22 protein-coding genes are annotated in these 26,738 nt (G+C 70.1%); 13 read left to right on the forward strand and 9 right to left on the reverse strand.

The window, feature by feature from the left end; genetic code table 11:
- Positions 1–22 precede the first annotated feature (22 nt).
- Both hemG and hemE read right to left on the reverse strand, forming a co-directional pair.
- On the reverse strand, positions 23–1,402 hold the full coding sequence (hemG, locus tag ACZ5ZX_RS20230) for a protoporphyrinogen oxidase (RefSeq protein WP_465503528.1): 1,380 nt from the start codon (positions 1,400–1,402) through the stop codon (positions 23–25).
- On the reverse strand, positions 1,399–2,472 hold the full coding sequence (hemE, locus tag ACZ5ZX_RS20235; protein WP_465503529.1) for a uroporphyrinogen decarboxylase: 1,074 nt from the start codon (positions 2,470–2,472) through the stop codon (positions 1,399–1,401). Before hemE ends, hemG begins: the two co-directional genes overlap by 4 nt.
- Positions 2,473–2,560: 88 nt before the next feature.
- Here hemE and ACZ5ZX_RS20240 point away from each other — a divergent pair, with 88 nt between their 5' ends.
- The 3 genes from ACZ5ZX_RS20240 (at position 2,561) to ACZ5ZX_RS20250 (ending at position 6,105) form a co-directional block, all read left to right on the forward strand.
- The gene (locus ACZ5ZX_RS20240) at positions 2,561–3,124 is read left to right on the forward strand and encodes a DUF3000 domain-containing protein (RefSeq protein ID WP_037304423.1); all 564 of its coding nucleotides are present in this window, start codon (positions 2,561–2,563) and stop codon (positions 3,122–3,124) included.
- A gap of 930 nt (positions 3,125–4,054) precedes the next feature.
- On the forward strand, positions 4,055–4,771 hold the full coding sequence (locus ACZ5ZX_RS20245; protein WP_034318331.1) for a response regulator transcription factor: 717 nt from the start codon (positions 4,055–4,057) through the stop codon (positions 4,769–4,771).
- Positions 4,772–4,839: 68 nt separating this feature from the next.
- On the forward strand, positions 4,840–6,105 hold the full coding sequence (locus ACZ5ZX_RS20250) for an HRDC domain-containing protein (RefSeq protein WP_465503530.1): 1,266 nt from the start codon (positions 4,840–4,842) through the stop codon (positions 6,103–6,105).
- Positions 6,106–6,184: 79 nt separating this feature from the next.
- Here the strand turns inward: ACZ5ZX_RS20250 and ACZ5ZX_RS20255 are convergent, their stop codons facing one another.
- On the reverse strand, positions 6,185–6,841 hold the full coding sequence (locus ACZ5ZX_RS20255; RefSeq protein WP_465503531.1) for a TetR/AcrR family transcriptional regulator: 657 nt from the start codon (positions 6,839–6,841) through the stop codon (positions 6,185–6,187).
- A gap of 178 nt (positions 6,842–7,019) precedes the next feature.
- Here ACZ5ZX_RS20255 and ACZ5ZX_RS20260 point away from each other — a divergent pair, with 178 nt between their 5' ends.
- From ACZ5ZX_RS20260 to ACZ5ZX_RS20280, 5 genes are read left to right on the forward strand one after another with little or no spacing between them, the layout of a single operon-like run.
- Positions 7,020–8,486 (forward strand): amino acid permease, encoded by a 1,467-nt coding sequence (locus tag ACZ5ZX_RS20260; RefSeq protein ID WP_465503532.1) that lies wholly within the window; start codon positions 7,020–7,022, stop codon positions 8,484–8,486.
- Positions 8,487–8,497: 11 nt separating this feature from the next.
- The gene (locus tag ACZ5ZX_RS20265) at positions 8,498–9,331 is read left to right on the forward strand and encodes an urea amidolyase associated protein UAAP1 (protein ID WP_465503533.1); all 834 of its coding nucleotides are present in this window, start codon (positions 8,498–8,500) and stop codon (positions 9,329–9,331) included.
- Positions 9,328–9,945: an urea amidolyase associated protein UAAP2 gene (locus tag ACZ5ZX_RS20270; RefSeq protein WP_465503534.1), complete on the forward strand. Its 618-nt coding sequence runs from the start codon at positions 9,328–9,330 to the stop codon at positions 9,943–9,945. Before ACZ5ZX_RS20265 ends, ACZ5ZX_RS20270 begins: the two co-directional genes overlap by 4 nt.
- Positions 9,942–13,508 carry an urea carboxylase gene (gene uca / locus ACZ5ZX_RS20275; protein ID WP_465503535.1) on the forward strand — a complete coding sequence of 1,189 codons (3,567 nt, stop codon included), beginning with the start codon at positions 9,942–9,944 and terminating at the stop codon, positions 13,506–13,508. The genes ACZ5ZX_RS20270 and uca overlap by 4 nt, the downstream gene beginning before the upstream one ends.
- On the forward strand, positions 13,505–15,118 hold the full coding sequence (locus ACZ5ZX_RS20280; protein WP_465503536.1) for an allophanate hydrolase: 1,614 nt from the start codon (positions 13,505–13,507) through the stop codon (positions 15,116–15,118). Before uca ends, ACZ5ZX_RS20280 begins: the two co-directional genes overlap by 4 nt.
- On the opposite strand, the gene ACZ5ZX_RS20285 is transcribed toward ACZ5ZX_RS20280, so the two are convergent.
- The 3 genes from ACZ5ZX_RS20285 to ACZ5ZX_RS20295 are packed head-to-tail and all read right to left on the reverse strand — an operon-like array spanning position 15,053 to position 17,002.
- The gene (locus tag ACZ5ZX_RS20285) at positions 15,053–16,498 is read right to left on the reverse strand and encodes a DHA2 family efflux MFS transporter permease subunit (RefSeq protein ID WP_465503537.1); all 1,446 of its coding nucleotides are present in this window, start codon (positions 16,496–16,498) and stop codon (positions 15,053–15,055) included. The two genes, ACZ5ZX_RS20280 and ACZ5ZX_RS20285, sit on opposite strands and share 66 nt — an antisense overlap.
- Positions 16,495–16,839 carry a VOC family protein gene (locus ACZ5ZX_RS20290; protein WP_465503538.1) on the reverse strand — a complete coding sequence of 115 codons (345 nt, stop codon included), beginning with the start codon at positions 16,837–16,839 and terminating at the stop codon, positions 16,495–16,497. The genes ACZ5ZX_RS20285 and ACZ5ZX_RS20290 overlap by 4 nt, the downstream gene beginning before the upstream one ends.
- A gap of 1 nt (position 16,840) precedes the next feature.
- Complete coding sequence (locus ACZ5ZX_RS20295) at positions 16,841–17,002, reverse strand: CopG family transcriptional regulator (protein WP_465503539.1); 162 nt, start codon at positions 17,000–17,002, stop codon at positions 16,841–16,843.
- Between the two features lie 233 nt (positions 17,003–17,235).
- Between ACZ5ZX_RS20295 and ACZ5ZX_RS20300 the strand changes: the two genes are divergently transcribed.
- A complete protein-coding gene (locus ACZ5ZX_RS20300) occupies positions 17,236–17,832 on the forward strand; it encodes a D-alanyl-D-alanine carboxypeptidase family protein (protein ID WP_465503540.1) in 597 nt (198 codons plus the stop codon).
- A 120-nt stretch (positions 17,833–17,952) separates the two neighbouring features.
- Here the strand turns inward: ACZ5ZX_RS20300 and bla are convergent, their stop codons facing one another.
- Positions 17,953–18,882: a class A beta-lactamase gene (bla, locus tag ACZ5ZX_RS20305; protein WP_465503541.1), complete on the reverse strand. Its 930-nt coding sequence runs from the start codon at positions 18,880–18,882 to the stop codon at positions 17,953–17,955.
- A gap of 194 nt (positions 18,883–19,076) precedes the next feature.
- Between bla and ACZ5ZX_RS20310 the strand changes: the two genes are divergently transcribed.
- Positions 19,077–20,318, forward strand: coding sequence for a thiolase family protein (locus tag ACZ5ZX_RS20310; RefSeq protein ID WP_061988715.1), 1,242 nt, complete (start codon positions 19,077–19,079; stop codon positions 20,316–20,318).
- Positions 20,318–22,429: a 3-hydroxyacyl-CoA dehydrogenase NAD-binding domain-containing protein gene (locus ACZ5ZX_RS20315; RefSeq protein ID WP_465503542.1), complete on the forward strand. Its 2,112-nt coding sequence runs from the start codon at positions 20,318–20,320 to the stop codon at positions 22,427–22,429. The genes ACZ5ZX_RS20310 and ACZ5ZX_RS20315 overlap by 1 nt, the downstream gene beginning before the upstream one ends.
- Positions 22,430–22,561: 132 nt before the next feature.
- Here the strand turns inward: ACZ5ZX_RS20315 and ACZ5ZX_RS20320 are convergent, their stop codons facing one another.
- Positions 22,562–23,107: a permease-like cell division protein FtsX gene (locus tag ACZ5ZX_RS20320; protein ID WP_465503543.1), complete on the reverse strand. Its 546-nt coding sequence runs from the start codon at positions 23,105–23,107 to the stop codon at positions 22,562–22,564.
- A gap of 78 nt (positions 23,108–23,185) precedes the next feature.
- Here ACZ5ZX_RS20320 and ACZ5ZX_RS20325 point away from each other — a divergent pair, with 78 nt between their 5' ends.
- Positions 23,186–24,799, forward strand: coding sequence for a PHP domain-containing protein (locus tag ACZ5ZX_RS20325; RefSeq protein ID WP_465503544.1), 1,614 nt, complete (start codon positions 23,186–23,188; stop codon positions 24,797–24,799).
- Between the two features lie 9 nt (positions 24,800–24,808).
- Complete coding sequence (locus ACZ5ZX_RS20330; RefSeq protein ID WP_465503545.1) at positions 24,809–25,879, forward strand: alpha/beta hydrolase; 1,071 nt, start codon at positions 24,809–24,811, stop codon at positions 25,877–25,879.
- 17 nt (positions 25,880–25,896) lie between these two features.
- Here the strand turns inward: ACZ5ZX_RS20330 and ACZ5ZX_RS20335 are convergent, their stop codons facing one another.
- Positions 25,897–26,718, reverse strand: coding sequence for an aldo/keto reductase (locus ACZ5ZX_RS20335; RefSeq protein ID WP_465503546.1), 822 nt, complete (start codon positions 26,716–26,718; stop codon positions 25,897–25,899).
- Between the last annotated feature and the right edge of the window lie 20 nt (positions 26,719–26,738).

Genomic DNA, 26,738 nt, shown 5'->3' on the forward strand with positions numbered 1-26,738 from the left:
GCCATCTTGGCACTGCCGGTGCTCAGGAGCCCTCGTGGGTCGGTGTGATCCCGGCGATGCGCCGGGCGGCCGCGTCCGCGGTGGCGATACACGCCGGGAGCCCGACGCCGTGCAGTGTCGCGCCCGCCACCGCGAGCCCCGGGACGGCCGCGACGGCACGTTCGATCCGCTCGACGAGTTCGAGGTGACCGGTGCCGTACTGCGGGAGCCCGCCGCCCCAGCGGGTCACCAGGGTGTCGATCGGTTCGGCGGTGACACCGGTCAGCCGGGCCAGATCGTCGCGGACCACGCGCACCAGTTCGTCGTCGTCGGCGTGCAGGGCCCCCGGTTCGCCGAAGCGGCCGACCGAGCCTCGTACCAGCACCGGGCCTTCGCCGTACTGCGCCCACTTGCGTGAGGAGAAGGTGAACGCCTTGGCCGCGAACGGTTTCCCGGCCGCGTCACGCTCACCCGCGCCGATCAGTACCCCGGAGGACTCCGGCAATGCGGTACCCGGCGGCAATGCGAGCGCGATCACCGCCATCGACGCCAGTTCGACGTCCGCGAACGCCGACGAAGCCACGGCCACGACGCCGTCGAGCAGCCGTCGCGCCGCGGGCGCCGGGACGGCGAGGAGGACGGAGTCGGCTTCGAGGTCGTCGACCTGCCAGCCGGTGGCGGTGCGCTGAAGTGCCGTCACGGTGGCCCCGGTCCGGACCTCGGCGCGCGACAGCTCCGCGAGCCGGTGGATCAGGGTGCCGAGCCCGCCCAGCAGGGTGCCGAAGACCGGGGCGGTACTCGGTGAGGCGGGCATGAGCGACGCGGCGCCTTCGGTGAGCGAACGCGCGCCGCGATCGATCGCGGACGCGAGACCGGGCATCGTGGCACGCAGCCCCAGCCCGTCCGCTCCCCCGGCGTAGACGCCGCCCAGCAGCGGGTCGACGAGCCGGTCGACCAGTTCGTCGCCGAACCGCTCGCGCAGCAGCGGGCCGAGTGGCACGTCACCGGCGGGCAGTTCCACCGGAGACAACGAGGCCTCGGCCTCGACCAGGGCGCGGCCCTTCTCCGACAGCACCCCGGCGACGGCGTCGGCCGAGGCGGGAACCCCCATGACCGTGCCCGGCGGCAGGCCGAGCACGGAACCACCGGCGTGGATCTTGGCCCTGGCCTTGGTGGGGTGGACCAGGCTTTCGCCCAGCCCGACCTCGCGGACCAGCGCGAGCGCCTCGGGGCGGCGGGCGAGGAAGGCCTCCGCGCCGACGTCGTAGCGTTCCCCGGCGAGCTCGACCGTGCGGAGTTTCCCGCCGAGGGTCCCCGTCGCTTCGAAGACGACGATCCTGGCGTCTTCGCCGAGCAGCGTCCGCAGGCGGTAGGCCGCGGTCAGTCCCGAGACACCGCCACCGACGACGGCGATCGTGCTCACGGCTGGAGCTCGTGCACCAGCCCGACCACGCGCGTCAGGACATCGGGGTCGACGCCGGGCAGCACGCCGTGGCCGAGGTTGAAGATGTGGCCGTCGGCCGCGCGGCCCTCGGCGTGCACGCGCCGGACCTCCGCTTCGAGCACCGGCCAGGACGCGTGCAGCAGCGCCGGGTCGAGGTTGCCCTGCACGACCCCGCCGCCGAGCCGCCGGACCGCTTCGTCGAGCGGGATGCGCCAGTCGACGCCGACCACGTCGGCACCCGCGTCGCGCATGGCCACCAGCAGCTCGCCGGTGCCGACGCCGAAGTGGATCCGCGGCACGCCGTAGCGCGTGACCGAGGCCAGCACCTTCGCCGAATGCGGCAGGACGAACTCGCGGTAGTCCCGCTCCGAGAGCGCGCCCGCCCACGAGTCGAACAGCTGGATCGCGTCGGCGCCGGCGTCCAGTTGCGCGGACAGGAAGGTGATCGCCATGTCCGCCAGGCGCCCGGCCAGCTCGTGCCACAGCTGGGGCTCGGAGTGCATGAGCGCCTTGGTGTGCTCGTGGTTGCGGCTCGGCCCGCCCTCGATGAGATAGGAGGCCAGGGTGAACGGCGCGCCCGCGAAACCGATCAGCGGCGTCTCGCCCAGCGACCCGACCAGCAGCCGGACACCCTCGGCGACCCGCTCCACCTGCTCCGGGTCGAGGACCGGCAGCGCGCGCACGCCCGCGGCGTCGCGGATCGGCGAGGCCACGACCGGGCCGGTACCGGCGACGATGTCGATGTCGAGACCCGCCGCCTTGAGCGGGACGACGATGTCACTGAAGAGGATGGCCGCGTCGACGCCGTGACGGCGGATCGGCTGAAGGGTGATCTCCGCGAGCATCTCGGGGTCGAAGCAGGCTTCGAACATCGAGGTGCCTTCGCGCAGCGCCCGGTACTCGGGCAGCGACCGGCCGGCCTGGCGCATGAACCACACGGGGGTGCGGACCGGGCGTTCGCCGCGCGCGGCGGCCAGGAACGGCGCGCCGGGCAGGGCGCGACGGGCCGCCGGGACGGTCTGCGCGGGAGAAGCAGCTGAAGGAGACATCACGGTTCATGGTGCCATGGGCGCTCAGCGGCCTTACTCTCGGCGCGTCTGCGCCCCGAACCGGACTATCGCGTCCTACAGTCGGTTGGTGACCGCGATGACGTCAGTACCCGACCTCTTCCGTGAAGCCGTCGCGGCGTTGCAATCGGTCCGGCCCCGTCCCGAAGTGCAGCTGGAGACGATGCGCCCGCCGCAGCGCCTCGCGCCGTGGTCGTACGCGGTGAGCTGCGAGGTGGAGGGGCCCGCGGACGTGCTGGCGTCGGGACGGCTGGTGCTGCTGCACGATCCGGATGGCCAGGAAGGCTGGGACGGCGTCCTGCGGCTGGTCATGTACGTCCGCGCGGAACTCGACCGGGAACTGGCGACCGATCCCTTCCTGCCCGCCGTGGGCTGGTCGTGGCTGACCGACGCGCTGGAAAGCTCCGGCGCGGAGTGGACGGCGCTGGGTGGCACCGTCACCGAGACGTCGTCGGCCCGCTTCGGCGACATCTCCGGTCCCGCGCGCACCGACGATCTGGAGCTGCGGGCGTCCTGGACGCCGACGGACGCCGCGCTGCGGCCGCATGGGCAGGCGTTCTGTCAGGTGATGGCGAGTGTCGTCGGGCTGCCTCCGGTGGGCGTGACCCTCTTCGGGCAGCGCCAGTCCTCCTGACCCGCGCGTGAAGGCCCCCTTCCCTCGGCTGAGCCGAGGGAAGGGGGCCTTCACGCGCATCAGCACCGGAGCGGGCTCGCCGAGGTCCCGACACGCCGGAATCCCACTAATCGAGACATAGCATTCGGGTTATTTTGCGATTCCCAGCCAGCTAGCGCCGCTAGGAAAGCTAGCGATACTAAAGGTCCCTTGCTCCCCCGCGCGAACCGCGGCCGGAAGTACATGAAGGACCCCTTCATTGCGCCTAGCGCAAGCAAGGGGTCCTTCATGTACTCGCGAGCGGCCGCGAAGCGTCCGTAGACGCCTTCGCTTACGCCGTACGCGAGGCCCTGAGAGCGTCCGTACGCCGTCGAGACCCTCCACAGGGCCATCTGGACTAGACCAGCTCCCACCAGCGGAGAGCCAGCCGACCAGAGGTCTGGACCACCCCGTTCGTGCTACGCACAGTGTCACGGACCGCAACAAGATCAAGTCGGCCGGAACCGGCTCTCCCGACACCCTTGAACGCCTCCGGAGCGTTACCATGACGGTCACCGAGCGAAGCGATCATGACGCTCCGCGAAGTTGATCAAGCCCCATGCCGGAGGGACATTCCGGCCTCTGCCGCACCGCCGTACAGCGGTACCGGGAAGAGGCACCGGCAGGTGCACGACCCATCTGCACAGTCGGTTGAGCCCCGGTAACTGAAGTCCATCGCGTTCATTTGGCGATGTGTTAGCCACCGGCTGTGTACTAGCCCGATCGTGTTACTACGAACTCCCTGAGTAACCACTGGTTTGAGATAGATACCCGTTCGATCCCCCCGCGAAGGCCTCAGGGCGGCTACAGTGCCATCGACGACACCACTTTCGGTCTAAAGCTGGCGCGGCTGAACGGCCGAAAGTCCCGGTGCCGGTCGGGGGGCACGACCGACTCCAGGGAGGTAGTGACGTGGCTACCGTCGGCATTTCTCAGGCCGTCCGATCCACGCCAGCCGGTTCATTGCCGGCGAGCATGGTTCCGCACCCGCGGGAAGAGCTTTTTTCCGTGTTGGTGGTCGATGACCACCCGCTGTTGAGGGAGGCAATCTCAGCAAGACTCGCACAGATGGGTGCGGGCACCGTCCACGAGGCCGCCACGGTGGCCGAGGCGAGGGCGCGAGCACAGGCCACTGGGCCTTGTGATCTGGCGATCCTCGATCTCGGACTGCCGGATGGCAGCGGCATCGAGCTGGTTACGGAACTCCGTAGCCATGGCTGGCCTCGAGTAGTGGTGCTCGCTTCATCAGACGACCCGTACGCGGTCAGGTCGGCGTTCCAGGCCGGCGCCCAGGCATACCTGCTCAAGTCGGCATCGCCGGTCGTAGTGACCGACGGCGTCCGCAGGGTGCTCGAGGGCGGCGTCTACGCGGACCCGAGCGTCGCACCGGTCTTGGCCACCGGCACCCGAGTCGCCGGCACCGACAACACCCCGCGCGAGCTTTCGGCGCGCGAGGTCGAGGTGCTGCAGCTCGTCGCCGACGGCCAGTCCAACAAGGAGATCGGCGAGGAACTCAGCCTCTCCGCTCTCACCGTGAAGTCTCACCTCTCCCGCATCGGGCGCAAGCTCGGCACGGGTGACCGGGCTCAGATGGTGGCGCTGGCCATGCGTGCCGGCGTGATCCGCTGACAAAGGCGAACTGCCCTGCGGGGCGGGCGGACCAGGCGCGGTCCGCCCGTCCCGTAGGGTCTTCACCTATGGAAGGCGACCGACCAGGAGCACCAGAGGCGGACTCGACGACCGGCACCGAAGACCCCGGTGCACCGGTTCTGCTACGCGAGCCCTCCGAGGGCACTCCACCGGTGATCGCCGACGCGACCGCCCTCGCCGAAGCCTGCGCGAAGATCGCGGGCGGCAGCGGGGCCATCGCGGTGGACACCGAACGCGCGTCCGGCTACCGGTACTGGCCCAAGGCCTATCTGGTGCAGCTGCGCCGTGAAGGTGCCGGCTCCTTCCTCATCGACCCCATTCCGCTCGAGGGGCAGCTCGCACCCCTCGCGGAAGTGCTCAACAACGCCGAATGGGTGCTGCACGCGGCCTCACAGGACCTGCCGTGCCTCGCCGAACTCGACCTGCGTCCGAAGAGCCTGTTCGACACCGAACTCGCCGGACGTCTCGCCGGGTACGAACGGGTCGCCCTCGGCACCCTCGTCGAACTCCTCCTCGGCTACCAGCTGGAGAAGGGGCACAGCGCCGCCGACTGGTCGAAGCGACCGCTCCCGGTCGATTGGCTCAACTACGCCGCCCTCGACGTCGAGCTGCTCCTCGAACTGCGCGAGAAGCTCGAAGCCGACCTGGCCGCCCAGGGCAAGCTCGAATGGGCCCAGCAGGAGTTCGAGGCCGTCCGCACCGCGCCGCCGCCCGCCCCTCGGGCCGAGCCGTGGCGCCGGACGTCCGGGGTGCACAAGATCCGCAGTGCCCGTGGCCTCGCCGCGGTGCGCGAGCTGTGGCAGGCACGGGACGAACTCGCCCGCAAACGCGACCGGGCGCCGAGCCGGATCCTGCCCGACAGCGCGATCATCAACGCCGTCACCGCGGATCCGAAGACCGTCGACCAGCTGCAGGCGCTCCCGGTGTTCAGCGGCCGGGTCCAGCGCAAGTACACCGCGAGCTGGCTGCGGCATCTGCAGAACGCCCGCTCGCTCCCGGCCGACGAGCTGCCGACCCCCGCCCAGCAGACCGACGGCCCGCCGCCGGTGAACCGCTGGTCCGACAAGGACCCCGACGCCGCCGCCCGGCTTTCGGCCGCCCGCGCCGCGCTGGCCGCGATCGCCGAGGAGCGCAGGCTGCCGGTGGAGAACCTGCTGCTGCCGGAACTCGTGCGCCGCACCTGCTGGCGTCCGCCCGCCGACCTGAGCGAGGACTCGGTCGCCAAGGTCCTCGGCGACGCCGGCGCCCGGCCGTGGCAGATCGAGCTGACCGTGGCGGCGCTGAGCAAGGCCCTGCAAGCCACCGCCGCCTGACGGGAGCTGAAGGACGCCTTCGCCGCATCTCACGCGGCGAAGGACGCTTTCGTCTCATCGCATGAGGGGAAAGTCCCCTTCAGCTCTCCAGCAGGGCCCGTGCGGAAGTCCGCAGACCGGCGTCCGGTTCCCCGAGGCCGGCGAGCCTCAGGACGCTGTCGGCACCTTCGACGGCGTGCGCCTCGACGTCCAGGTCCGGCCGGTCGCGCCGGACGATCGCGATGCTCTCGACGAGGCCGAACACGAGGTCGGTCCGGATGCCCGCGAGGTCACCGGGGACCCCGGCCGCCTCGACGAGGGCGCCGTAGACGCGTTTGAGTTCCGCCCGTTCGGCCCGGAACCGCGCCAGCCTCGGCGAGGAGATCTCCGGTAGCAGGTACAGGGCGCCGAGGTTGTGCCGCGCGCTGCCGAGCAGGTGGATGTCCGCGTAGGCGAGCGCCCACAGCCGGACGCCGACCGGGGCGTGCACGGCCGAGAGCTCGCCCGCGACGTCGAGCGACGGCCGGACGGTGTCCTCCAGCAGCGCCGCCAGAATGTCCTCTTTGGACGGAAAGTGGTAGTAGAGCGACGCCTGGCGCAGGCCGGCGCGTTCGGCGATGGCCCGCGTGGTCGTCGCCGCGTACCCGGCGCCGGTGAACAGCTCCCCCGCCGCGTCCAAAACCGCGAGCCGCGCCTCCCGCTTGCTCGCCGCCGCGCCGCTGGCCCTCGGTCTGCCCACCCCGGTCGTTTTCGTCATCTATCCGATCCTGCCATTTCTTCGCGGCGATCTTTGTTACGTCCGGTGGTCGGCCCAGGTTACCGAATCCGGTATCTGTTAACACCGCACTTACCAGGCGGAGATGAGCAGGACCCCGCATGCCCTTAATTTCGGTCAGTCGATCGAAATTCGGCCCTCCAGACAGGAGCCCTCGCAAATGCCCTCCGAAGACCTTGCCGCCTTCGGGTATCGCCAAGAACTCCGCCGGACGCTCGGCGGTTTCTCGGCCTTCGCCGCCGGTTTCTCCTTCGTTTCGATCCTGACCACGGTGTTCCAGCTGTTCGCCTTCGGCTATTCCTTCGGGGACACGCTGTTCTTCTGGACCTGGCCGCTGGTGCTCGCCGGGCAAATGCTCGTCGCGCTCAACTTCGCCGAACTCGCCGCCCGTTTCCCGCTGGCCGGATCCGTTTACCAGTGGGCGAAACACCTCTCACCGGGATTCGCGGGCTGGCTCGCGGGCTGGATGATGCTGGTGGGCTGTGTCGTCGCGCTCGCCGCGGCCGCGATCGCGCTGCAGGTGGTGCTCCCCTCGGTCTGGAGCGGCTTCCAGCTCGTCGGCGGCGACCCGGCGGTCACGTCGCCGACCGGGGCCACCAACGCGGTCCTGCTCGGCGCCCTGCTGATCGTCTTCACCACGGCGGTCAACGCCGGCGGCGTGCGGCTCATGGCACGGATCAACGACGTCGGGGTCGCGGCCGAACTCGTCGGCGTCCTGGTGCTGATCGCCGGTCTCGCGTTGTTCGCCGTCCGCGGTCCGCAGGTCGTGCTCCAGCCCGCCGGCGAAAACCCGGGCGTAAGCGGAGTCCTCGCTTCGGCGCTCATGGCGGCGTACGTTCTCTACGGTTTCGACACCGCCGCCTCGGTCGCCGAGGAGACCAAGGACGCCCGCCGCACCGCACCGCGCGCCGTGCTCCGCGCGCTCCTGATCTCCGGGCTCGGCGGGCTCGCGGTCGTCCTCACCGCGCTGATGGCGGCACCGAGCCTGACCGACGGAGAGCTGGCCGGGAAGGGCCTGCCGTACGTGATCACGGCCGTCTTCGGCGACACCCTCGGCCGGATCTTCCTCGCCGACGTCGCGATCGCGGTCGTCGTCTGCACCCTGACCATCCAGACCGGCACCGTCCGGCTGATCTACGCGATGGCCCGCGACGGCGCGCTTCCCGGCGCCGAACGGCTTTCCGCGGTCAACTCCCGTACCGGCACCCCGATCGCGCCCGCACTCCTGTCCGGCGCGCTCGCCATCGGCCTCCTGCTGGTGAACCTCGGGAATCCGACCATCTTCAGCACCATCACCGGGACTTCGGTGGTCGTGGTCTACCTCGCCTATCTCCTGGTGACCGGACCGCTGCTCCGGCGGCGCCGCCAGGGCCGTTTCACCGCCGAACCAGGCCATTTCTCCCTCGGGCGATGGGCTATTCCGGTCAACGCAGCGGCAGTAGGGTACGGCGCGATGATGATCGTCAACATCGCTTGGCCACGAGCCGAGATCTACGACCTGGCGGGCACCGGCTCCGTCTGGGTCCGGTTGTTCCCGATCGAATTCGTCGGCGCCGCGCTGCTCACCGGCTACCTCTGCTGGCGCCGCCGCTCCGCGCTCACCACGGTTCCCGTCCCCACGATCTGAAGGAAGGTTCCATGAGCACGACATCGACCACGTACGGCGCTCGCGACCATGCCCGCGCCCAGGCGGGATCGGTCGCCGACGCGATGCCGTCCATCCCGGCGTCCACCTGGCCGGACCCACCGCCCGGAGTCGACCCGGCGAAGCTGGTCTGGGCCGAGACCGTCGCCGGTGGCGGCTACACGCACAAAGTGCTCGCTCGCGGCACCGAGCTGCGGCTGAGCGACGTCGAGGGCGACGCCTGCGCGCATCTGCTGCTGTTCAACGCCGATCAGCCGTGGGAGCGGCTGAACGTGGCGGACACGGTGAAGGTCCAGTGGAACGCCTACCTCGGCGAAGCGATGGCGCTGCTGTCCGATCAGGCCCGCGTGCTCGCGACGGTCGTCACCGACGAGAGCGGCAAGCACGACGCCCTGTGCGGCACGTCCACTGTGGACGGAAATGTCGAGCGGTACGGCGACGGCAGCCCGCAAGGCGGTTCGCCGTCGGGCAACGCGCTGTTCACGCTCGCCGCGGCGAAACACGGGCTCACGCCGCGCGATCTGCCGCCGAGCCTTTCCTTCTTCCAGGGCGTCCACGTGGAAGCCGACGGCGGGCTGACGTTCACCGGTTCGGCCGGACCTGGCAAATCCGTGGTCCTGCGTACCGAACTCCCGGTCGTCGTCCTGATCGCCAATGTGGCGCATCCGCTCGACCCGCGCCCGGACTACACGGTCACCCCGCTGCGTGTCCTCGCGCAGCGTTGCGCGCCGTCCACACCGGACAGTCCTGAGTGGACAGCGTCGCCGGAAGCCCAGCGTGCCTTCGAGAACACCGCCGACTACCTCACCGCCAGGGGGATCGCATGACCACGACGATCGTCTCCGACACCGAGGTCGCCGCGCGGGCACCGTATTCCACCGTGCTCCGGCGCGGTGAGATCCTCGCGATCATCGACCTCGGCGGCAACCAGGCCGTCGACTTCCTCTGCTACGACGCCGCCGACACGGCGAAGAGGTACTCCGCGGCCGCTACGATCGCCGCGCAGCGCAACATCTTCCTCACCACCGGCAGCGTGCTGCGCACCGGCGAGGGCGCGCCGCTGCTGACCGTCGTCGAGGACACCTGCGGACGGCACGACACCATCGGCGGCGCGTGCAGCAAGGAGTCGAACAGCCTCCGGTACGGCCAGCACACGCGCTACCAGCACGCCTGTGTGGAGAACTTCCTCACCGAGGGCGCGAAATGGGGTCTCGGCAAACGGGACCTGGTCAGCAACGTCAACTGGTACATGAACGTCCCGGTCGAACAGGACGGCACACTCGGCATCGTCGACGGCATCTCCGCGCCCGGTCTCGAAGTCAAGCTCCGCGCCGAAACCGACGTCCTGGTCCTGGTGTCGAACTGCCCGCAGATCAACAACCCCTGCAACGGTTTCGACCCGACGCCGGTCAGGATGATCGTCACCGGCGGTGGCGAGTGAAACTGCTCGTCGCCAACCGGGGGGAAATCGCGGTCCGGATCCTGCGGACCGCCAAGGAGATGGGCATTCCGACGGTGGCGGTCCACTCCGACGCGGACCGCACCGCCGCACACGTGAGGCTCGCCGACGAGGCCGTCCGGCTGGGCCCGGCGCCGGCCAGGGAGAGTTACCTCCTCGGCGACGCCATCATCGAGGCCGCGCTGAAGACCGGAGCGGACACGATCCACCCCGGCTACGGTTTCCTGTCCGAGGACGCCGCTTTCGCCAGGGCGGTGGAAGCGGCCGGGATCCGGTTCGCCGGACCCACCGCCGAACAGCTGGAGGTGTTCGGCAGCAAGCACACCGCTCGTGACAAGGCAGTCGGCGCCGGTGTCCCGCTGCTGCCGGGTACCGGGCTGCTGGACACGCTCGCCGACGCCGAAGCCGCGGCCGCCGAGATCGGCTACCCGGTGATGCTCAAGGCCACCGGTGGTGGCGGCGGGATCGGCATGCGCGCCTGCGCTTCGGCCGGAGAACTACGGGACGCCTGGGACGCCGTGCAGAGCATCGCGGCGAAGAGCTTCTCGACCTCGGGTGTCTTCCTCGAACGGCTGGTGACCCGCGCCCGGCACGTCGAGGTGCAGGTGTTCGGCGACGGTACGGGTGAAGTGCTGGCGCTGGGCACGCGGGACTGCACCCTGCAGCGGCGCAACCAGAAGGTGCTCGAAGAATGTCCTGCCCCGGGCCTTTCCGAAGGGGTGCGGGAGAAACTGGTCTCGGCGGCCGTCGATCTCTGCGCGTCGGTGCGCTACCGGTCGGCGGGCACGGTCGAGTTCGTCTACGACCCGGACCGGGAAGAGGCCGCCTTCCTCGAAGTGAACACGCGGCTCCAGGTGGAGCATCCGGTCACCGAGGCGGTTTACGGGATCGATCTGGTCTCGTGGATGCTCCGGCTCGCCGACGGCGACACCGGGATGTTCGCCACCGCGCCGGAACCACGCGGGCACGCGGTCGAAGCCCGGGTCTACGCCGAGGACCCGGCGGCCGGACACCGGCCGAGCGCCGGTCTGCTGACCCGCGCCGACTTCCCCGCCGGGGTCCGCGTCGACACCTGGGTCGAAGCCGGGACGACGGTGACCACGCACTACGACCCCTTGCTGGCCAAGGTGATCACCGTCGGACCGGACCGGGCCGGGGCGCTGGCCGCGCTGGGCACCGCGCTCGCGGAAAGCCGGGTGGACGGCGTCCGCACGAACCTCGGGCAGCTGCGCGCGGTCACCGCCGACCATCGGCTGCGTGAGGTCACGCACGACACCGCGACGCTGGACGCGATCACCGATCCCGAACCGCGGATCGAGGTGCTGCGGGGCGGCACGATGACCACCGTGCAGGAATGGCCGGGACGGCTGGGCTTCTGGCACGTGGGCGTGCCGCCGAGCGGACCGATGGACGACCTCTCGCTCCGGCTGGGCAATCGCGCGCTGGGCAATCCCGAAGGCGCGCCGGGCCTCGAGTGCACTGTGGACGGTGTGTCGCTGCGGTTCACCGACGCCGCAATCGTTTGCGTCACGGGTTCCCCGTCACCGGTCACGGTGAACGGCGAGACCGTTCCGCAGTGGACTCCGGTCGAGGTGCCCGCGGGCGGCGTCCTCGACGTCGGCACCGGCACCGCCGGGCTCCGCGCGTACGTCCTCGTCCGCGGCGGGATCGACGTGCCGTCCTTCCTGGGCAGCGCGGCGACGTTCACCCTGGGCGGTTTCGGCGGGCACGGCGGGCGCGCGCTCGCGACCGGCGACGTCCTCTCCCCCGGGCCACTGCCGGAGAACGCCCTCACCGGCCCGGTTCCCGAGGCCGAACGCCCCGTTTTCGGGACGCGCTGGGAGATCGGCGCGGCCGAGGGGCCGCACGCGGCTCCGGAGTTCTTCACCGCGGACGACGTCGAAACGTTCTACGCCACCGACTGGGAAGTGCATTTCAACTCCGCGCGCACCGGTGTCCGGCTCGTCGGGCCGCGTCCGCGCTGGGCAAGGGAGGACGGCGGCGAGGCCGGGCTGCATCCGTCGAACATCCATGACACGCCGTACGCGATCGGCGCCGTCGACTACACCGGCGACCTGCCGATCCTGCTGGGCCCGGACGGGCCGAGCCTCGGCGGTTTCGTCTGCCCGGCGACGGTGGTGACCGGGCAGCGCTGGAAGCTCGGCCAGTTGCGGCCGGGCGACACCGTGCGGTTCGTGCCGATCACCATCGAGCACGCGGGCGCGTTGCGGACGGACCCCGCCACCGCGGTCAAGGCGAGCCGGAAGCCGATCGACGACGGCGGCATCTTCGGCCGTCTGTCCACATCGGACGAGAATCCCGAGGTCACCTACCGGCGCAGCGGCGACGACAACCTGCTGATCGAGTACGGCCCGATGAAGCTCGATCTGGCCTTGCGGATGCGGGTCCACGCCCTCGCCGACAGGCTGGCCGAGGAAGGGCTCGGTGGCGTCGTCGACCTGACGCCCGGTATCCGGTCGCTGCAGGTGCATGTCGACCCGGACGTGCTGCCGGTGTCGAAGCTGCTCGGTCTCGTCCAGGAGGTGGAGCACGATCTGCCGCGCACCGCCGATCTGGTGGTGCCGAGCCGGACCGTGCGGCTGCCGTTGTCCTGGGACGACCCGGCGACCCGCGAAGCGATCGAGCGGTACATGGCGGGTGTGCGCGACGACGCGCCGTGGTGCCCGTGGAACATCGAGTTCATCCGGCGGGTCAACGGTCTGTCCAGTGTGGACGACGTCTATCGCACGGTGTTCGACACGGAGTACCTCGTGCTGGGCCTCGGCGACGTCTATCTCGGCGCCCCGGTGGCCACTCCCCTGGACCCGCGGCACCGGCTGGTCACCACGAAGTACAACCCCGCGCGCACGTGGACCGCGGAGAACTCGGTCGGCATCGGCGGCTCGTACCTGTGCATCTACGGGATGGAAGGCCCCGGCGGCTACCAGTTCGTCGGGCGGACCGTGCAGGTGTGGAGCGGCTGGCGGCAACGCGGGTCGTTCGAGCCGGGATCGCCGTGGCTGCTGCGGTTCTTCGACCGGATCTCGTGGTATCCCGTCTCCGCCGAGGAACTGCTGGACCTGCGGGCGCAAAGCTCGGCGGGAGAACTGGAACTCGACATCACCGACGGCGAGTTCGCGCTGGCCGACCACGAACGGTTCCTCGCCGACAACGCCGCCGACATCGCCGCGTTCCGGGCGAAGCAGTCCGCCGCGTTCGAGGCGGAACGGCGGGCCTGGGCGGCCGCGGGCGAATTCGACCCTCGTCCCGAGCCCGCCGGCGCGAAGGCCCCGGCCACGAAGGTCGAAGCACCTCCCGGCGGCCACGTCGTCGAGGCGCCGTTCGCCGCGACGGTGTGGCGGGTGGACGTCGAGCCGGGCAAGCGGGTGGACGCGGCGGAGACGCTGGTGATCCTCGAAGCGATGAAGACCGAGGCGCGGATTCCCGCGCCCACCGCCGGGGAGGTCGTCGAAGTACTCGTCTCCCCCGGCGATCAGGTCGCCCCCGGCACCCCGCTGGTGGTACTGGGAAGGAGCGCGGGATGAGTGTGCTGGAGCGGGTACGCGCCGCGTACCACCGGATCGCCCGGGTCGACCGGCCCGAGATCTGGATCGATCTGCGCCCCGAGGCCGACGTGCTCGCCGACGCCGAAAAGCTGGAAGCCCGTCGCGCGGCCGGGGAACCCTTGCCGCTGTACGGGAAACTCGCCGCCGTCAAGGGGAACATCGACGTCGCCGGGCTGCCGACGACGGCGGGATGTCCCGAGTACGCCTACCGTCCGGACGAGGACGCGCCCGTGGTGGCGCGGCTGCGCGCGGCCGGGGCGCTGATCCTCGGCACGACCAACCTCGACCAGTTCGCGACCGGCCTGGTCGGCACGCGCAGTCCGTACGGCGCGGTCCGGAACGCGATCGACCCGGCCTACGTTTCGGGCGGGTCGAGTTCGGGCTCGGCGGTCGCGGTGGCACTCGGGATCGCGGATCTCGCGCTGGGCACCGACACCGCCGGATCCGGCCGGGTTCCGGCGGCGTTCAACGGGATCGTCGGCCTGAAGCCGACGCGGGGCCTCCTGCCGACGGCCGGTGTGGTGCCCGCGTGCGCGAGCATCGACTGCGTGACGGTGTTCGCGCGGACGGTCGACGAGGCGACGGCGGCGTTCGCCTGCCTGAGCGAGCCTCGGGAGCTTCCCGCGGTCGACCGCCCCGTCCGGATCGGCGTGCCGGAGGCTCTCGGTCCGGTGCAGGACGGGTGGGCCGAGGCGTTCTCCGCGGCGGCTCACGAATTCCGCGACGCGGGGGCCGAACTGGTCCCTGTCGACATATCGGCGTTCCTGGCCGCGGCGAGCCTGCTGTACGAGGGTGCCTTCGTGGCCGAGCGGTACTCGGCGGTCGGCGAGTTCATCGACGCGCATCCGGAGGTGGTCGATCCTTCGGTACGGCAGATCATCGGCGCGGCCAAGGACATCCCGGCGCATCGGCTGTGCACCGACCTGGCGACGCTCGACGGCCTCAAGCGGGAGGCGGCGGCCGTTCTGTCTACTGTGGACTGCCTGCTGACGCCGACGACGACCGGGCATCCGACGATCGCCGAAGTCGAGGCCGACCCGCTCGGCGTGAACGCGCGGCTGGGCCGGTTCACGAACTCGACCAACCTGCTGGGCCTGTCGTCGCTGGCGGTTCCCGCCGGAACCGTCGCCGGCCTGCCGTTCGGGGTGATGCTCGTCGGAGCCGCCCACGCCGACCGGATCCTCGCCGACGTCGCCCGGCTGGTGCCGCGCCGGACGCGGATCGCCGTCGTAGGTGCCCATCTGCGCGGGCAGCCGCTGAACCACGAACTGACCTCGCGGGGCGGCCGGTTCGTTTCGGCGGGACCGACGGCGGCCGAGTACCGGCTCTACGCGCTGGACACCGTGCCGCCCAAACCCGGCCTCGTCCGGGTCGCCTCGGGCGGCGAACCGATCGAGGCCGAGGTGTGGGACCTGCCGCTCGCCGGGTTCGGCGAGTTCGTGGCGGGTGTCCCCGCGCCACTGGCGATCGGGAAGGTACGGCTGGCCGACGGGAGCGAGGTGTCCGGGTTCGTCTGTGAGCCTTCAGCGATCGAGGGTGCCGAGGACATCACGCGGTTCGGCGGCTGGCTCGGTCACCTGGCGCGGTGATTCCCTGGTGCGGCGCGGGCCCGGCTCACGCCGCACCAGGGAACAGGCCACCGCGCCGAGCGCCACCACCGCGATCGGCAACGCCAGTGTCGGGCGCAGCGCGTCAGTGAACGTCGAGTGGTGGGCGAGGCGGTTCTGCAGCAGGGCACCGACAGCGGCGCTACCGAGCACGGTGCCGACCTGGCGGATCGTGTTCAGCACGCCGGACGCGGCCCCGGTGAGTTCCGGTGCCACCCCCGCCATCGCGAGCGAGACCATCGGGCCGAACACGCAGCCGATCCCGAATCCGGCGACGATCAAGGCGGGCTGGAACTCCCACCCCTCGCGGCCGTCGTCGGCGATCACCGCGAACCAGGCGAGCCCGGCCGCGAACAGGACCAGCCCGCTCATCAGGACGTACTTGCCGCCGAACCGGTCCGCGACCCGGCCCGCGATCGGCGAGAGGACCGCCGACACCACCATCGCGGGCGCCATCACCAGCCCGGCTACGAGCGCGCTGAAGTGCAGCACCGTCTGCAGGTACAGCATCACCGGGAGGAAGAGCCCGATCATGCCGACCTGGACGGTCGCGGCCACGAACGCCATGACCGCGTAATCCCGGCCGCGGAAGAGCGCGAACGGCAACAGTGGTTCGCCGCCCTGCCTGTCGCGCTGGTGAAGGAGGAACACCACCAGCAGCACCACGGCACCGCCCAGCGACGCCCAGATCCCGCCGTTCCAGCCGTAGCGCTGACCTTCGGTGAGCGCGAACGTCAGCGCGGCGAGGGCCGCCGTGACGATCACGGCGCCGAGGACGTCCAGTCTGTGGCGCGTGCCGCGGCGGACGTCCGGGATCAGGGTGAACGCCAGAACGAGCACGAGCGCGCCGATCGGGACGTTCACGAAGAAGATCCAGCGCCAGCCGACGGTGCTGACCAGCAGGCCACCGAGCGTCGGCCCGGCGATCGTCGCCACCCCCGCGACCGCTCCCCAGACGCCGAGCGCCGTACCCCGGCGCTCAGGCGGGAAGGTGGCGATGATGAGCGTCATCGACTGCGGGATCAACGCCGCCGCGCCGAGCCCCTGCAGCACGCGGGCGGCGATCAGCTGGGCCGGATCACGCGAGAGTCCACAAAGGATGGACGCCGCGGTGAACAGCGCGACACCCCAGAGGAACAGCGTGCGCGGGCCGCGCAGATCACCCAGCCTGCCCGCGGTGATCAGCAGCGCGGCGAGCATCAGGACATAGACGTTGATGACCCACAGCAGCTCGTCCAGCGGCGCGCGGAACTCGTCGAGCATGCCAGGGAGCGCGACGTTGACCGCCGTCAGATCCAGCAGGGTCATGAAGAACCCCAGGCTGAGGATCAGCAGGACCGCCCAGGGATCGCCGCGCCTCATGCCGTCTTGGCGGCCTGGAGGCTCCAGATCCGGCCGTCGGGGTCGCGGACGGTCATCTCCCTCGTGCCGTAGTGCGTGTCCTCGAACGGCGTGACCACTTCGACCACCGGGTCGGGACGGAAACCGTCCTCATCGGACACTTTCAGCGCGATCCGCAGTCCGGGGTCACGGTTCTCCGGCACCTCGACGACGACGAAGTACGCGCCCTCGCCGTTGCGGAAGACCCCGGAACCGTCGCCGCTGGTGAGTTCCAGCTCGAAACCGAGTTCCTGGAAGAACTTCGCGGTCTTGCCCCAGTTCCTGGTCTCCAGGAAGACGGCTTCGATTCCTTCGGTCGCCATTTCACTTCTCCTTGTCTTCGTCGGCTTCATCGAGGTAGGCGCGCAGGGCGTCGGCGACCAGCGCAGACAGGGACGAACCCGACTCGATGGCACGGAACTTGACCTGCTTGATCAGCCCGACCGGCAGGTACACGTTGAACTGCTTGACCTCCTCGTCACCCATGAGCTGATGCTAGCACTCTAGATTGCTAGCAAGCTAGGTGACGGTATTGATGCCTGTTATCGAGGAGCGAGGCAGAGCGAAGGAATAACTCGCGTGCTCAGCCGCGTAAACCGTCATTACCACTCACGTGACCCAGGCTCACCAGGCGTTTTCCGATTTGGTTGGCCTTCCGGGGTGTTCTGGGAAGAAGGTCACAAACCCTGGCGGCCCGCCGGTCGCGCGGTAGCTTCGGAGTGGTGTCCACCACATTCACCGCCAGCCGCAGGACCGCGATCAGCGTGCTCGTGGCGCTGGGACTCGTCGGGATCGCGATGGTGTCACTGGGGGCCACCGGCGGTCTGCCGTTCGCCGTCAAACCGGTGACCGGTCAGCCGCTCGCGATCCTCGAAGAGGTCCCGGGACCCGAAACCGGCCCGACGTGCGCCGTCGACAAACGCTATGTCGACGAGGAGACCTTCGGTATGCGCCCGGACGTGGTCGGCGCGTGGAAAGCCCTGCGCGCCAAGGCCAAAGCCCAGAACATCACGCTCTGCGTGAACGACGGCAAGCGCAGCCGGGCACAGCAGCAACGCGAGTTCGACAAGGCCGTCCAGCGGTTCGGTTCGGTGGAACAGGCCAAGAAGTGGGCGTTGCAGCCGGAGACGTCCATGCACGTCAAGGGGATCGCCGTCGACATCCAGCCGCTGAATTCGGCGTCCTGGGTGGACAAGAACGGCGGCGCGCTGGGTTGGTGCCGCCGCTACGACAACGAGAAGTGGCACTTCGAGTACGACCCGGCCTACCTCACCGGCGGCTGCCCCGCCCTGCTCCCCAGCGCCACCGGCAATTGAGCACTCGTCGCCGTGAAGGCCTCCTTGAGGGACTTGTCTTTGTTTACCCACCTGGTGTGGAGCTTGTGCGGGTTTGCCGAGGTGGTCCGAATGGGGAAGATCAGGGAATGTTCCCACCACTCACGAAACAGCGAGCGCCTCGACCACGTACTTCGTCGCCTCGGCGAGCAGCGCCTCGTCGTACGGAGCGTCCTTGGCCGCCTTGCTCGACATGATCGCCACGACCATCGGCGCCTTGCCCGGGGGCCACACGATCGCGAAGTCGTTCATCGTGCCGTAGTCACCGGTCCCGGTCTTGTCGGCCACGGTCCAGCCGGACGGCAGGCCCGCCCGGATCCGCTGGGCGCCGGTGACGTTGCGCTGGAGCAGATCGCGGAGGAAGTCGCGTTTGTCGGCCGTCAGCGCGTCGCCAAGGACGATCTTCTGATAGTCGGTACCGAACGCCCGGGGTGTCGTGGTGTCGCGCGGATCGCCAGGGGTGGCCTCGGTGATCGCCGGTTCGAGCCGGTCCATCCGTGTGACGGTGTCGCCGAGGCCGCGGGCGAAGGCCGTCAGCTCAGCGGGTCCGCCGAGATCACGCAGCAGCAGGTTGCCCGCCGTCCCGTCGCTGAACCGGACGGCGGCGTCGCACAGCTGACGGATCGTCATCCCGGTGGCCACGTGCTGCCCGGTGACCGGCGCGTGCTTCATCAGGTCGCTCCGGGCATAGGTGACCCGGGTTTCCAAGTGTGACAACGGATTGCGCTGCAGGACGGCGGCGGCCGCGACCCCTTTGAACGTCGAACAGAACGCGAACCGCTCGTCGGCCCGGTGTTCGACCGTGCCGCCGCCCTCGGTGTCGAGCGCGTACACGCCGAGCCTGGCGTCGAACTTCTTCTCCAGCTCCAGCAACCGGTCATGGAACTGCCGGGCGGTCGAAGGCGGCGGAGGCGGCGGTGTGGGAACGGACGGCTTCGCAGGCGGGGCCCCTCGAGTGCACGCGGCCAGCGGTACGAAGACCGCCATCCCCAGCAGCCCACGACGGGTGACGGCCGGACCCGGCGATGTCATCGTGATCCCTCCCCCTGATCACCTCGAACATAGCAACTTCTTGACCGTCGCCGGATCGGCCAAGCGGCCGACACCGGCCCCTGGAATGCCCCCGGGAGTGTGCCTTCCCCCACTCGACCGGGCCACCATCCTGGTTACCGACGGGTAACCGGGGCTAGGGTGCGGTCAGGACTACCTCTACTTCAGGAGCATTCGTGGCCGCAGGAGCAACACCGCTCGCGCCGAACGCGCGGTCGGTACGCAATGTCGCCTTCGTCGAAGGGGTGCGAACGCCCTTCGGCAAGGCAGGCGAAAAGGGCATGTACGCCGGCACCCGTGCCGACGACCTCGTCGTCAACGCCATCCGTGAACTGCTGCGGCGGCATCCCGAGCTGCCGCCCGAGCGCGTCGACGAGGTGGCGATCGCCGCCACCACCCAGATCGGTGACCAGGGCCTGACCATCGGCCGCACCGCCGCGCTGCTGGCGGGCCTGCCGAAGTCGGTGCCCGGTTTCGCGCTGGACCGCATGTGCGCGGGCGCGATGACGGCGGTCACCACGACCGCGAGCGGGATTGGTTTCGGCGCCTACGACATCGCCATCGCCGGTGGCGTCGAGCATATGGGCCGCCACCCGATGGGCGAGGGCGTCGACCCGAACCCGCGCATCATCGCCGACAAGCTCGTCGACCCGACGGCACTGGTGATGGGCCAGACCGCGGAGAACCTGCACGACCGGTTCCCCGAGATCACCAAGCAGCGCACCGACGCCTACGCCGCGCGCAGCCAGGAGAAGTACGCCGAGGCCGTGAAGACCGGCAAGATCGGCCCCGAGCTGGTCCCGGTCGCCACGCGTTCGAAGGAACTGGGCTGGGGGCTGGCGACCGAAGACGAGCCGCCTCGCCCCGGCACCACGGTCGAGCAGCTCGCCGGGCTGAAGACGCCGTTCCGGCCGCACGGCCGGATCACCGCGGGTAACGCGGCGGGCCTCAACGACGGCGCCACCGCCGCGCTGCTGGCCGACGAGGACACCGCCCGTGAACTCGGCCTGCCGATCGGCATGCGGCTCGTCGGCTACTCCTTCGCCGGCGTCGAGCCGGAGGTCATGGGTATCGGCCCGGTGCCCGCCACCGAGAAGCTGTTCAAGCGCACCGGCCTGTCGATCGACGACATCGGCCTGTTCGAGATCAACGAGGCGTTCGCCGTCCAGGTGCTCGCGTTCCTCGATCACTTCGGCATCGCCGACGACGACCCGCGCGTCAACCAGTGGGGTGGCGCGATCGCCTGCGGGCACCCGCTCGCGTCCTCCGGGGTCCGGCTGATGACGCAGCTTTCGCGTCAGTTCGCCGAGCGCCCCGACGTGCGCTACGGCTTGACCACCATGTGCATCGGTATCGGCATGGGCGGCACTGTGATCTGGGAGAACCCGGCCTACAACGGCTCCGAGGGGGCGAAGTAATGACTTTCACCGCCGAGCAGGCGAAAGCCGCTTTCCCCGACGAGGTCGTCACGAACGCGGTCACGCGTCTGGTGAAGGTGCCCGGCCTTGAGAAGCCGGTCGCGCTGATCACCTTGGACAACGGCCACGACCACACCCGGCCGAACACCTTCGGCCCGCAGGGCCTGGTGAGCCTCAACGCCGCGATCGACGCCGCCTTCGCGGCCGAGCCCGCCGCGATCGCGGTCACCGGGAAGCCGTTCATCTTCGCCGTGGGCGCCGACCTTTCCGGTGTCGAAGCGGTCGCGGATCCCGCGCTGGCGCGGGAGATCGCGCAGACGGGGCACGACGTGTTCCGTCGTCTCACCGAGACCGAGATCCCGACGTTCGGGTTCATCAACGGCGCGGTGATGGGCGGCGGGCTCGAACTCGCGCTCTCCTGCCACTACCGCACGCTGTCGGAGAACACCGCCGCGATCGCGTTCCCCGAGGTCTTCCTCGGCCTGTTCCCGGGCTGGGGCGGCACGCAGCTGCTGCCGAACCTCATCGGACCGGACGCCGCGGTCACCGTGATCATCGAGAACGCGCTGGCGCAGAACAAGATGCTCAAGGTCGCGCAGGCGGCGGAGCTCGGCATCGTCGACGAGGTCTTCGGTTCGGCCGACTACCTCGAGCAGTCGCTGCTGTGGCTGGCGAAGGTCGTCAACGGCGAGATCACCCCCGCCCGCCGCGAGATCGACCGCGGCGCGGGCTGGGACGCCGCGATCGCCCGCGCGAAGTCCATTGTGGACGGCCGGACGAAGGGCGCGTCCCCCGGCGCGACCAAGGCCGTCGAGCTGCTGGAGCTGGCGCGCGAGAACGATCTGGACCGCGGCTACGCGGCCGAGACCGACGGGCTCGCCGAGTTGCTGATGGACGACACGCTGCGCGCCGGGCTGTACTCGTTCAACCTGGTCAACAAGCGGGCGAAGCGGCCGGCCGGCGCGCCGGACAAGTCCTTGGCGCGCAAGGTGAACAAGGTCGGCATCGTCGGCGCGGGCCTGATGGCCAGCCAGATGGCGCTGCTGTTCGTCCGCCGTCTCAAGGTGCCGGTGGTGCTCACCGACGTCGACCAGGAGCGGGTCGACAAGGGTGTGTCCTATGTGCACGGTGAGATCGACAAGCTGCTGGCCAAGAAGCGGGTCTCGCCGGACGGCGCGAACCGGCTGAAGGCGCTCGTCACCGGCTCGCTCGACAAGTCCGCCTTCGCCGACGCCGACTTCGTGATCGAAGCGGTGTTCGAGGAACTGGGCGTCAAGCAGAAGGTCTTCGCCGATCTGGAGCAGTACGTCTCCCCCGAGGCGATCCTGGCGACGAACACCTCGTCGCTGTCGATCACCGCGATGGCCTCGCAGCTCGAACACCCGGAGCGCGTGGTCGGGTTCCACTTCTTCAACCCGGTCGCGGTGATGCCGCTGCTGGAGATCGTCCGCGCGGAGAAGACCGACGACGCCACCCTGGCCACGGCGTTCGCGCTGGGCAAGCAGCTCAAGAAGTCGAGCGTGCTGGTCAAGGACGCGGCCGCGTTCGTGGTCAACCGGCTGCTGCTGCGGTTCCTCGGCGAGGTGCTGGTGACCGTCGACGAGGGCACGCCGTTCGAGGTCGCGGACAAGGCACTCGAACCGCTCGGCCTGCCGATGACCCCGCTGACGCTGATGCAGCTGGTCGGCCCGGCGATCGCCCTGCACGTCGGGGAAACCCTGCACGAGGCGTTCCCGGACCGGTTCACCGTCAGCGAGAACCTCGACCGCTTCGTCAAGGCGGGCAAGAAGGGCGTCTGGCAGTGGGACGCGCAGGGCAACGCCACCGTCGATCCCGAGGTCGCGGAACTCTGGCAGCGCGGCGACTCGCCGTCGACGTCCGAGCAGGTGCGTGACCGCGCGCTGGCCGCGATCGCCGAGGAGATCCGGATCATGCTCGACGAGGGCGTGGTCGCCGAGGCGCAGGACATCGACCTGTGCCTGATCCTCGGTGCGGGCTGGCCGTTCTGGCTCGGCGGCATCACGCCGTATCTGGACCGGGCCGGAGTGTCCGAGAAGGTCAACGGCAAGCGGTTCCTCGCCGCCGGCGTGGCGAGCGTTCCGCTCTCCTGACCTCAGCCGGAAAGCCACCGTCGGCGATATTCCGCCGACGGTGGCTTTTCGCGTATTTCGCCGATTTTGTGGCGGGTGCCCGATGAAGAACATCGTCGTGCGGGTGAGCCCGGCCCCGCCCATCCCGGGCTTTCACCGTTCCCCGGACGGCGGGCAGGGCGGGGGCGTGATGTTCATCCGGGCGGCGAGCCGGGCGGGGTCGAGGACGTCGACCTTGTGCGCCTTGGGGAATCGCTGCCGCAGCTCGTTCGCCCATGCTTCGGGGTCGGTTCCGGCGACGGGTAAGAGGTGTACGACCGCGGGAAGGGCCTCCGGGGTCGTCTGCTTCACCAGCTCCGGCTGGCTCGCGAAGATCTCCTTGAACCGTTCGTAGGCCTGCTGCTTGGTCTCGGTCAGCACGCGACGCGCTTTCGGGTCGTCCCGGAGCCCTGCCGCGGCGGAGGTCATCTCCTGGTCTGTTCCGACGTACATGACCAGCTGGACCCCGCAGAGTTCCCGCCTGCCGAGCGCGGCGGGCGCGGTGTCCCGGGCCTGGGCCACCAGGGAGGCAGGCGTGGCGCCGATCCCGCCGAGCACCACGAGGGCCGTCGTGACGGCCGCGACGACCAGCACGGCACCGACGCCGAGCACCCAGAGCGACCGGTGCGACGCTCTGGGTCTGCTTCTCTCTTCTTCCACAGGGACGATCATCACACGGCGCCGTCCGTTGGCCGTTCGGCCACCACCTGTTCAGCGAAGCTCTTTAGCGTGCCGCCGGTGAACAACGAAAATCCCGGCGTGGACCGGCGCGGTTTCCTCAAGCGGGCGGGGCTCGTGTCCGCGGCGGCCGTGGGCGCGCCGCTCGCCGCCTCGGCCCCGGCCGAAGCCCTCGATCTCGAGCTGGACCTCGACATCGACGTCAGACGGCTCTTCGGCCGGGACCGCTACCGGTGGCTGGTGGGCGATCACCACATCCACACCCAGTATTCCTACGACGCGATGTACACAGTGGACGGAATCGCCGACGCCGCCCGCCGTCACGGCGCGGACTGGGCGGTGATCACCGATCACGGCCACGCCGCGCACGAGAAGTCGTCGGTGGAGCGGACGAACGCCGCGGTCAGGGCGGCGCAACGCGAGCACCCCGACCTCCTGCTGTGGCAGGGCATGGAGTGGAACGTGCCGGGCGCCGAGCACGCGACGCTGTTCTTCCAGGCCGGCGCGGACCAGGCGGCGAAACTGCGTGAGTTCGAGCGCGCCTTCGACTGGCGCCTGACCGGCACCGAACCCGGCACGCCGTCGAACGAGGCACTGGCCGTCGCGGCGATCCGCTGGCTCGCGGCCGAAGAACGCGCGCGGCGGATCCACGCGCCGGTGGTGGTGATCAACCATCCGCTGCGCAACGGCCGGATCGCACCGCACGAGATCCGCGCGCTGCGCGACGCCGCGCCCGGCATCGTCATCGGGATGGAAGGCGCGCCGGGCGCACAGGCCGACGGTTTCCCGAAACCGCTCGGGAGCGGCGGCGGCGCGCGCGGCGGGTACGGCAACTCCCCCGGCTCGAACTCGTGGCCGGGCTTCCCGGAGTCGGCCTACCGCACCTACGGCGGCTTCGACTGGAGCACCGCGACCGTCGGCGGGCTCTGGGATTCCCTGCTCGCCGAGGGGAAGCCGTGGTGGATCACCAGCAACTCCGACTCCCACTACAACCGCGGCGACACGTTCGTGCGGCCCGGCGTCCCCGACGGGTACTACGACGAGCACGGGAACTATCCGGACCCGATCGACACCGGTGTCCCGCAGACTCTGCCCCCGTACGCGGACTTCGCCCCAGCCGAGTTCAGCCGGACCGTCGTCGGCGTGACCCGCAAGAGCCACGAAGGGGTGCTGGAGGGGCTGCGCGCCGGCCGCGTCTGGGTGGTCCACGGCGGTCTGGCACAGGAACTGGAGTTCGGCGCGTACAGCGGCTGGAGCTCGGCCACGATGGGCGGAAGGCTCCGCGTCCGGCGCGGCGACGACGTCACGGTCGTGGTCTCGGCGCGGCTCGCGGCCCGGCCGAACGGCGGCGGCACGATCCCCCGGCTCGCGCGGCTCGACCTCATCACGGGACCGGTCACCGGCCCCGCAGCCGACCCTGACACCCAGACGGCTCCCGGCACGCGGGTGGTGAAGTCCTTCGAACCGCGGTGGGCGCCCGGACGGCAGGTCGCCTTCCGGCACACCTTCCGCAACGTGCGGGAGTCGTTCTTCGTGCGGGCCCGCGGCACGGACGGCAGGGAGCATGTGCCCGGCGGCATCGAGCCGAGTGCCGACGTCATCGGGCGATCCAACCCGTTCGAGGACCTGTGGCTCTACGGCAATCCGGTCTTCGTGGACGTCCGTCAGGCGTAGGGTTCGCCCATGCTTTCACTGAGCAGGAGACTGCTCGTGCGTTCGCTCATGGCCGCCCTCCGGTTCCTGCTCGGTCTTCCGGAGCCGCTGCTGCGTCTGGTCGCCGGCCGCCCCGTCCGCCTGGACGGGCAGCGGCTGGCGACCAGTTCGCAGGTATTGATCAAAATGTCCAGATTGGCGCCGTTCGACTATCCGCACCGCAACGGGAGCGTCGCGCGGGCGCGGGCCGAACTGAACCAGGCGGGGGAATTGGCAGGCGCCGGCATCGGCGGGGACGTCCGGCAGTCCGATCACGTCTTCACCGGTCCCGCCGGGCCGGTGCGGATCCGGCTCTACGAACCGGCGGGCGCCGCATCGCCGGGTCCGGCGCTGGTGTTCTTCCACGGCGGCGGTTTCGTGCTCGGCGGGATCGAAACGCATGAGGGAGCGTGCCGCTACCTCGCCGAAGAGGCCGGGACGCGGGTGGTCTCGGTCGATTACCGGCTCGCTCCGGAACACCCGTTCCCCGCCGCCGTCGAGGACGGTATCGCCGCCTTCGCCCACGTCCACGCGAACGCCGGCCGCTACGGCATCGACCCGGCACGGCTCGCTGTCGGCGGGGACAGCTCCGGCGGCAACCTCGCCGCCGTCGTCGCGCACGCGGGCGCTCGCGGCGAGGTCGCGCGGCCGGTGTTCAGCCTCCTGTTGAACCCGGCGACCGACGCGTTCGGCACGCATCCGTCGCATGAACTGTTCGGCCTCGGGTTCCGGCTCGACACCGAGGAACGCGCTTGGTACCGCGACCGCTACCTCTCCGACGAGACGCTTTACCGCGACCCGCGCGCGTCGGTGCTGTACGACGAACACGTCGCGGGCCTGCCGCCCACCTACATCGCCACGTCCGGTTTCGATCCCTTGCGTGACGAAGGGGAGGCCTACGCCCGGAAACTGGCCGACGCCGGTGTCCCGGTGATCCACCGGCGGCATCCCGGGCAGCTGCACGGATTCGCGAGCCGGGCGGGGGTCGATCCGTCGGCTCGGCAAGCCCTGCTGCACGCGGCCGGGGTCCTCCGGGCGGGGCTGGCGCTCGCTCACCGCTGAACGCGGTGAGCGAGCGCTCAAGAAAGCGTGTCCGGGTCCGGTCCCAGCCGCTTCCCCTGCTCCAGGGTCGCGATCGCGGCACCGTCGTGCGCGTCGAGCGCGAAGTCGAAGACGTCCATGTTCTCCGCGATCCGTTGCGGCGTCACGGACTTCGGGATCACCAGGTGGTTCATCTCGATATGCCAGCGCAGGACCACCTGCGCCGGTGTCTTGCCGTGCTTTTCCGCGATCGTGGTGATCTTCTCGTCGGTGAGCAGGTCCCCGCCGCGCGCCAGCGGCCCCCACGCCTCGGTGACGATCTCGTGCTTCTCGTGGAAGTTCCGGAGCAGCGGCTGCTGCAGCCACGGGTGGCACTCGATCTGGTTCACCGCCGGCACCGTCCCGGTCTCCTCGATCAGCCGCTCCAGATGCGGGATCTGGAAGTTCGAGACGCCGATCGCCTTCGCCCGGCCGTCGGAGGCGATCTTTTCCAGCGCCCGCCACGTTTCCACGTACTTGTCCCGCGACGGCAGCGGCCAGTGGATCAGGTACAGATCGACATACTCGAGACCGAGTTCACGAAGGCTGGTGTCGAAGGCGCGCAACGCCGAGTCGTAGCCGTGCTCGGTGTTCCAGAGTTTCGTGGTGACGAACAGTTCCTCACGCGGCAGCCCGCTGGTGCGGACGGCCTCGCCCACACCCCGCTCGTTGGCGTACAGGGTCGCCGTGTCGATGGCGCGGTATCCGGCCTCGATGGCGATGCGGACCGCACCGACGACCTCGTCGTCGCCGATCTTGTACACCCCGAATCCGAGCTGGGGCAGGGACGTTCCGTTGTTCAGCCTGATGCTGGGGACCATCCTTGAACCGTAACCCCGCC

The sequence above is a fragment of the Amycolatopsis sp. NPDC033938 genome, from assembly GCF_055575975.1.

Bases quoted from the DNA above. Each gene is read 5' to 3' on its own strand.
- ACZ5ZX_RS20295 (WP_465503539.1), bottom strand. From the start codon at position 17,002: ATGGGTGACGAGGAGGTCAAGCAGTTCAACGTGTACCTGCCGGTCGGG.
- ACZ5ZX_RS20280 (WP_465503536.1), top strand. From the start codon at position 13,505: ATGAGTGTGCTGGAGCGGGTACGCGCCGCGTACCACCGGATCGCCCGG.
- ACZ5ZX_RS20255 (WP_465503531.1), bottom strand. From the start codon at position 6,841: ATGACGAAAACGACCGGGGTGGGCAGACCGAGGGCCAGCGGCGCGGCG.
- ACZ5ZX_RS20290 (WP_465503538.1), bottom strand. From the start codon at position 16,839: ATGGCGACCGAAGGAATCGAAGCCGTCTTCCTGGAGACCAGGAACTGG.
- hemE (WP_465503529.1), bottom strand. From the start codon at position 2,472: ATGTCTCCTTCAGCTGCTTCTCCCGCGCAGACCGTCCCGGCGGCCCGT.
- ACZ5ZX_RS20285 (WP_465503537.1), bottom strand. From the start codon at position 16,498: ATGAGGCGCGGCGATCCCTGGGCGGTCCTGCTGATCCTCAGCCTGGGG.
- ACZ5ZX_RS20250 (WP_465503530.1), top strand. From the start codon at position 4,840: ATGGAAGGCGACCGACCAGGAGCACCAGAGGCGGACTCGACGACCGGC.
- ACZ5ZX_RS20315 (WP_465503542.1), top strand. From the start codon at position 20,318: ATGACTTTCACCGCCGAGCAGGCGAAAGCCGCTTTCCCCGACGAGGTC.
- ACZ5ZX_RS20330 (WP_465503545.1), top strand. From the start codon at position 24,809: ATGCTTTCACTGAGCAGGAGACTGCTCGTGCGTTCGCTCATGGCCGCC.
- ACZ5ZX_RS20335 (WP_465503546.1), bottom strand. From the start codon at position 26,718: ATGGTCCCCAGCATCAGGCTGAACAACGGAACGTCCCTGCCCCAGCTC.
- ACZ5ZX_RS20265 (WP_465503533.1), top strand. From the start codon at position 8,498: ATGAGCACGACATCGACCACGTACGGCGCTCGCGACCATGCCCGCGCC.
- bla (WP_465503541.1), bottom strand. From the start codon at position 18,882: ATGACATCGCCGGGTCCGGCCGTCACCCGTCGTGGGCTGCTGGGGATG.
- ACZ5ZX_RS20270 (WP_465503534.1), top strand. From the start codon at position 9,328: ATGACCACGACGATCGTCTCCGACACCGAGGTCGCCGCGCGGGCACCG.
- ACZ5ZX_RS20260 (WP_465503532.1), top strand. From the start codon at position 7,020: ATGCCCTCCGAAGACCTTGCCGCCTTCGGGTATCGCCAAGAACTCCGC.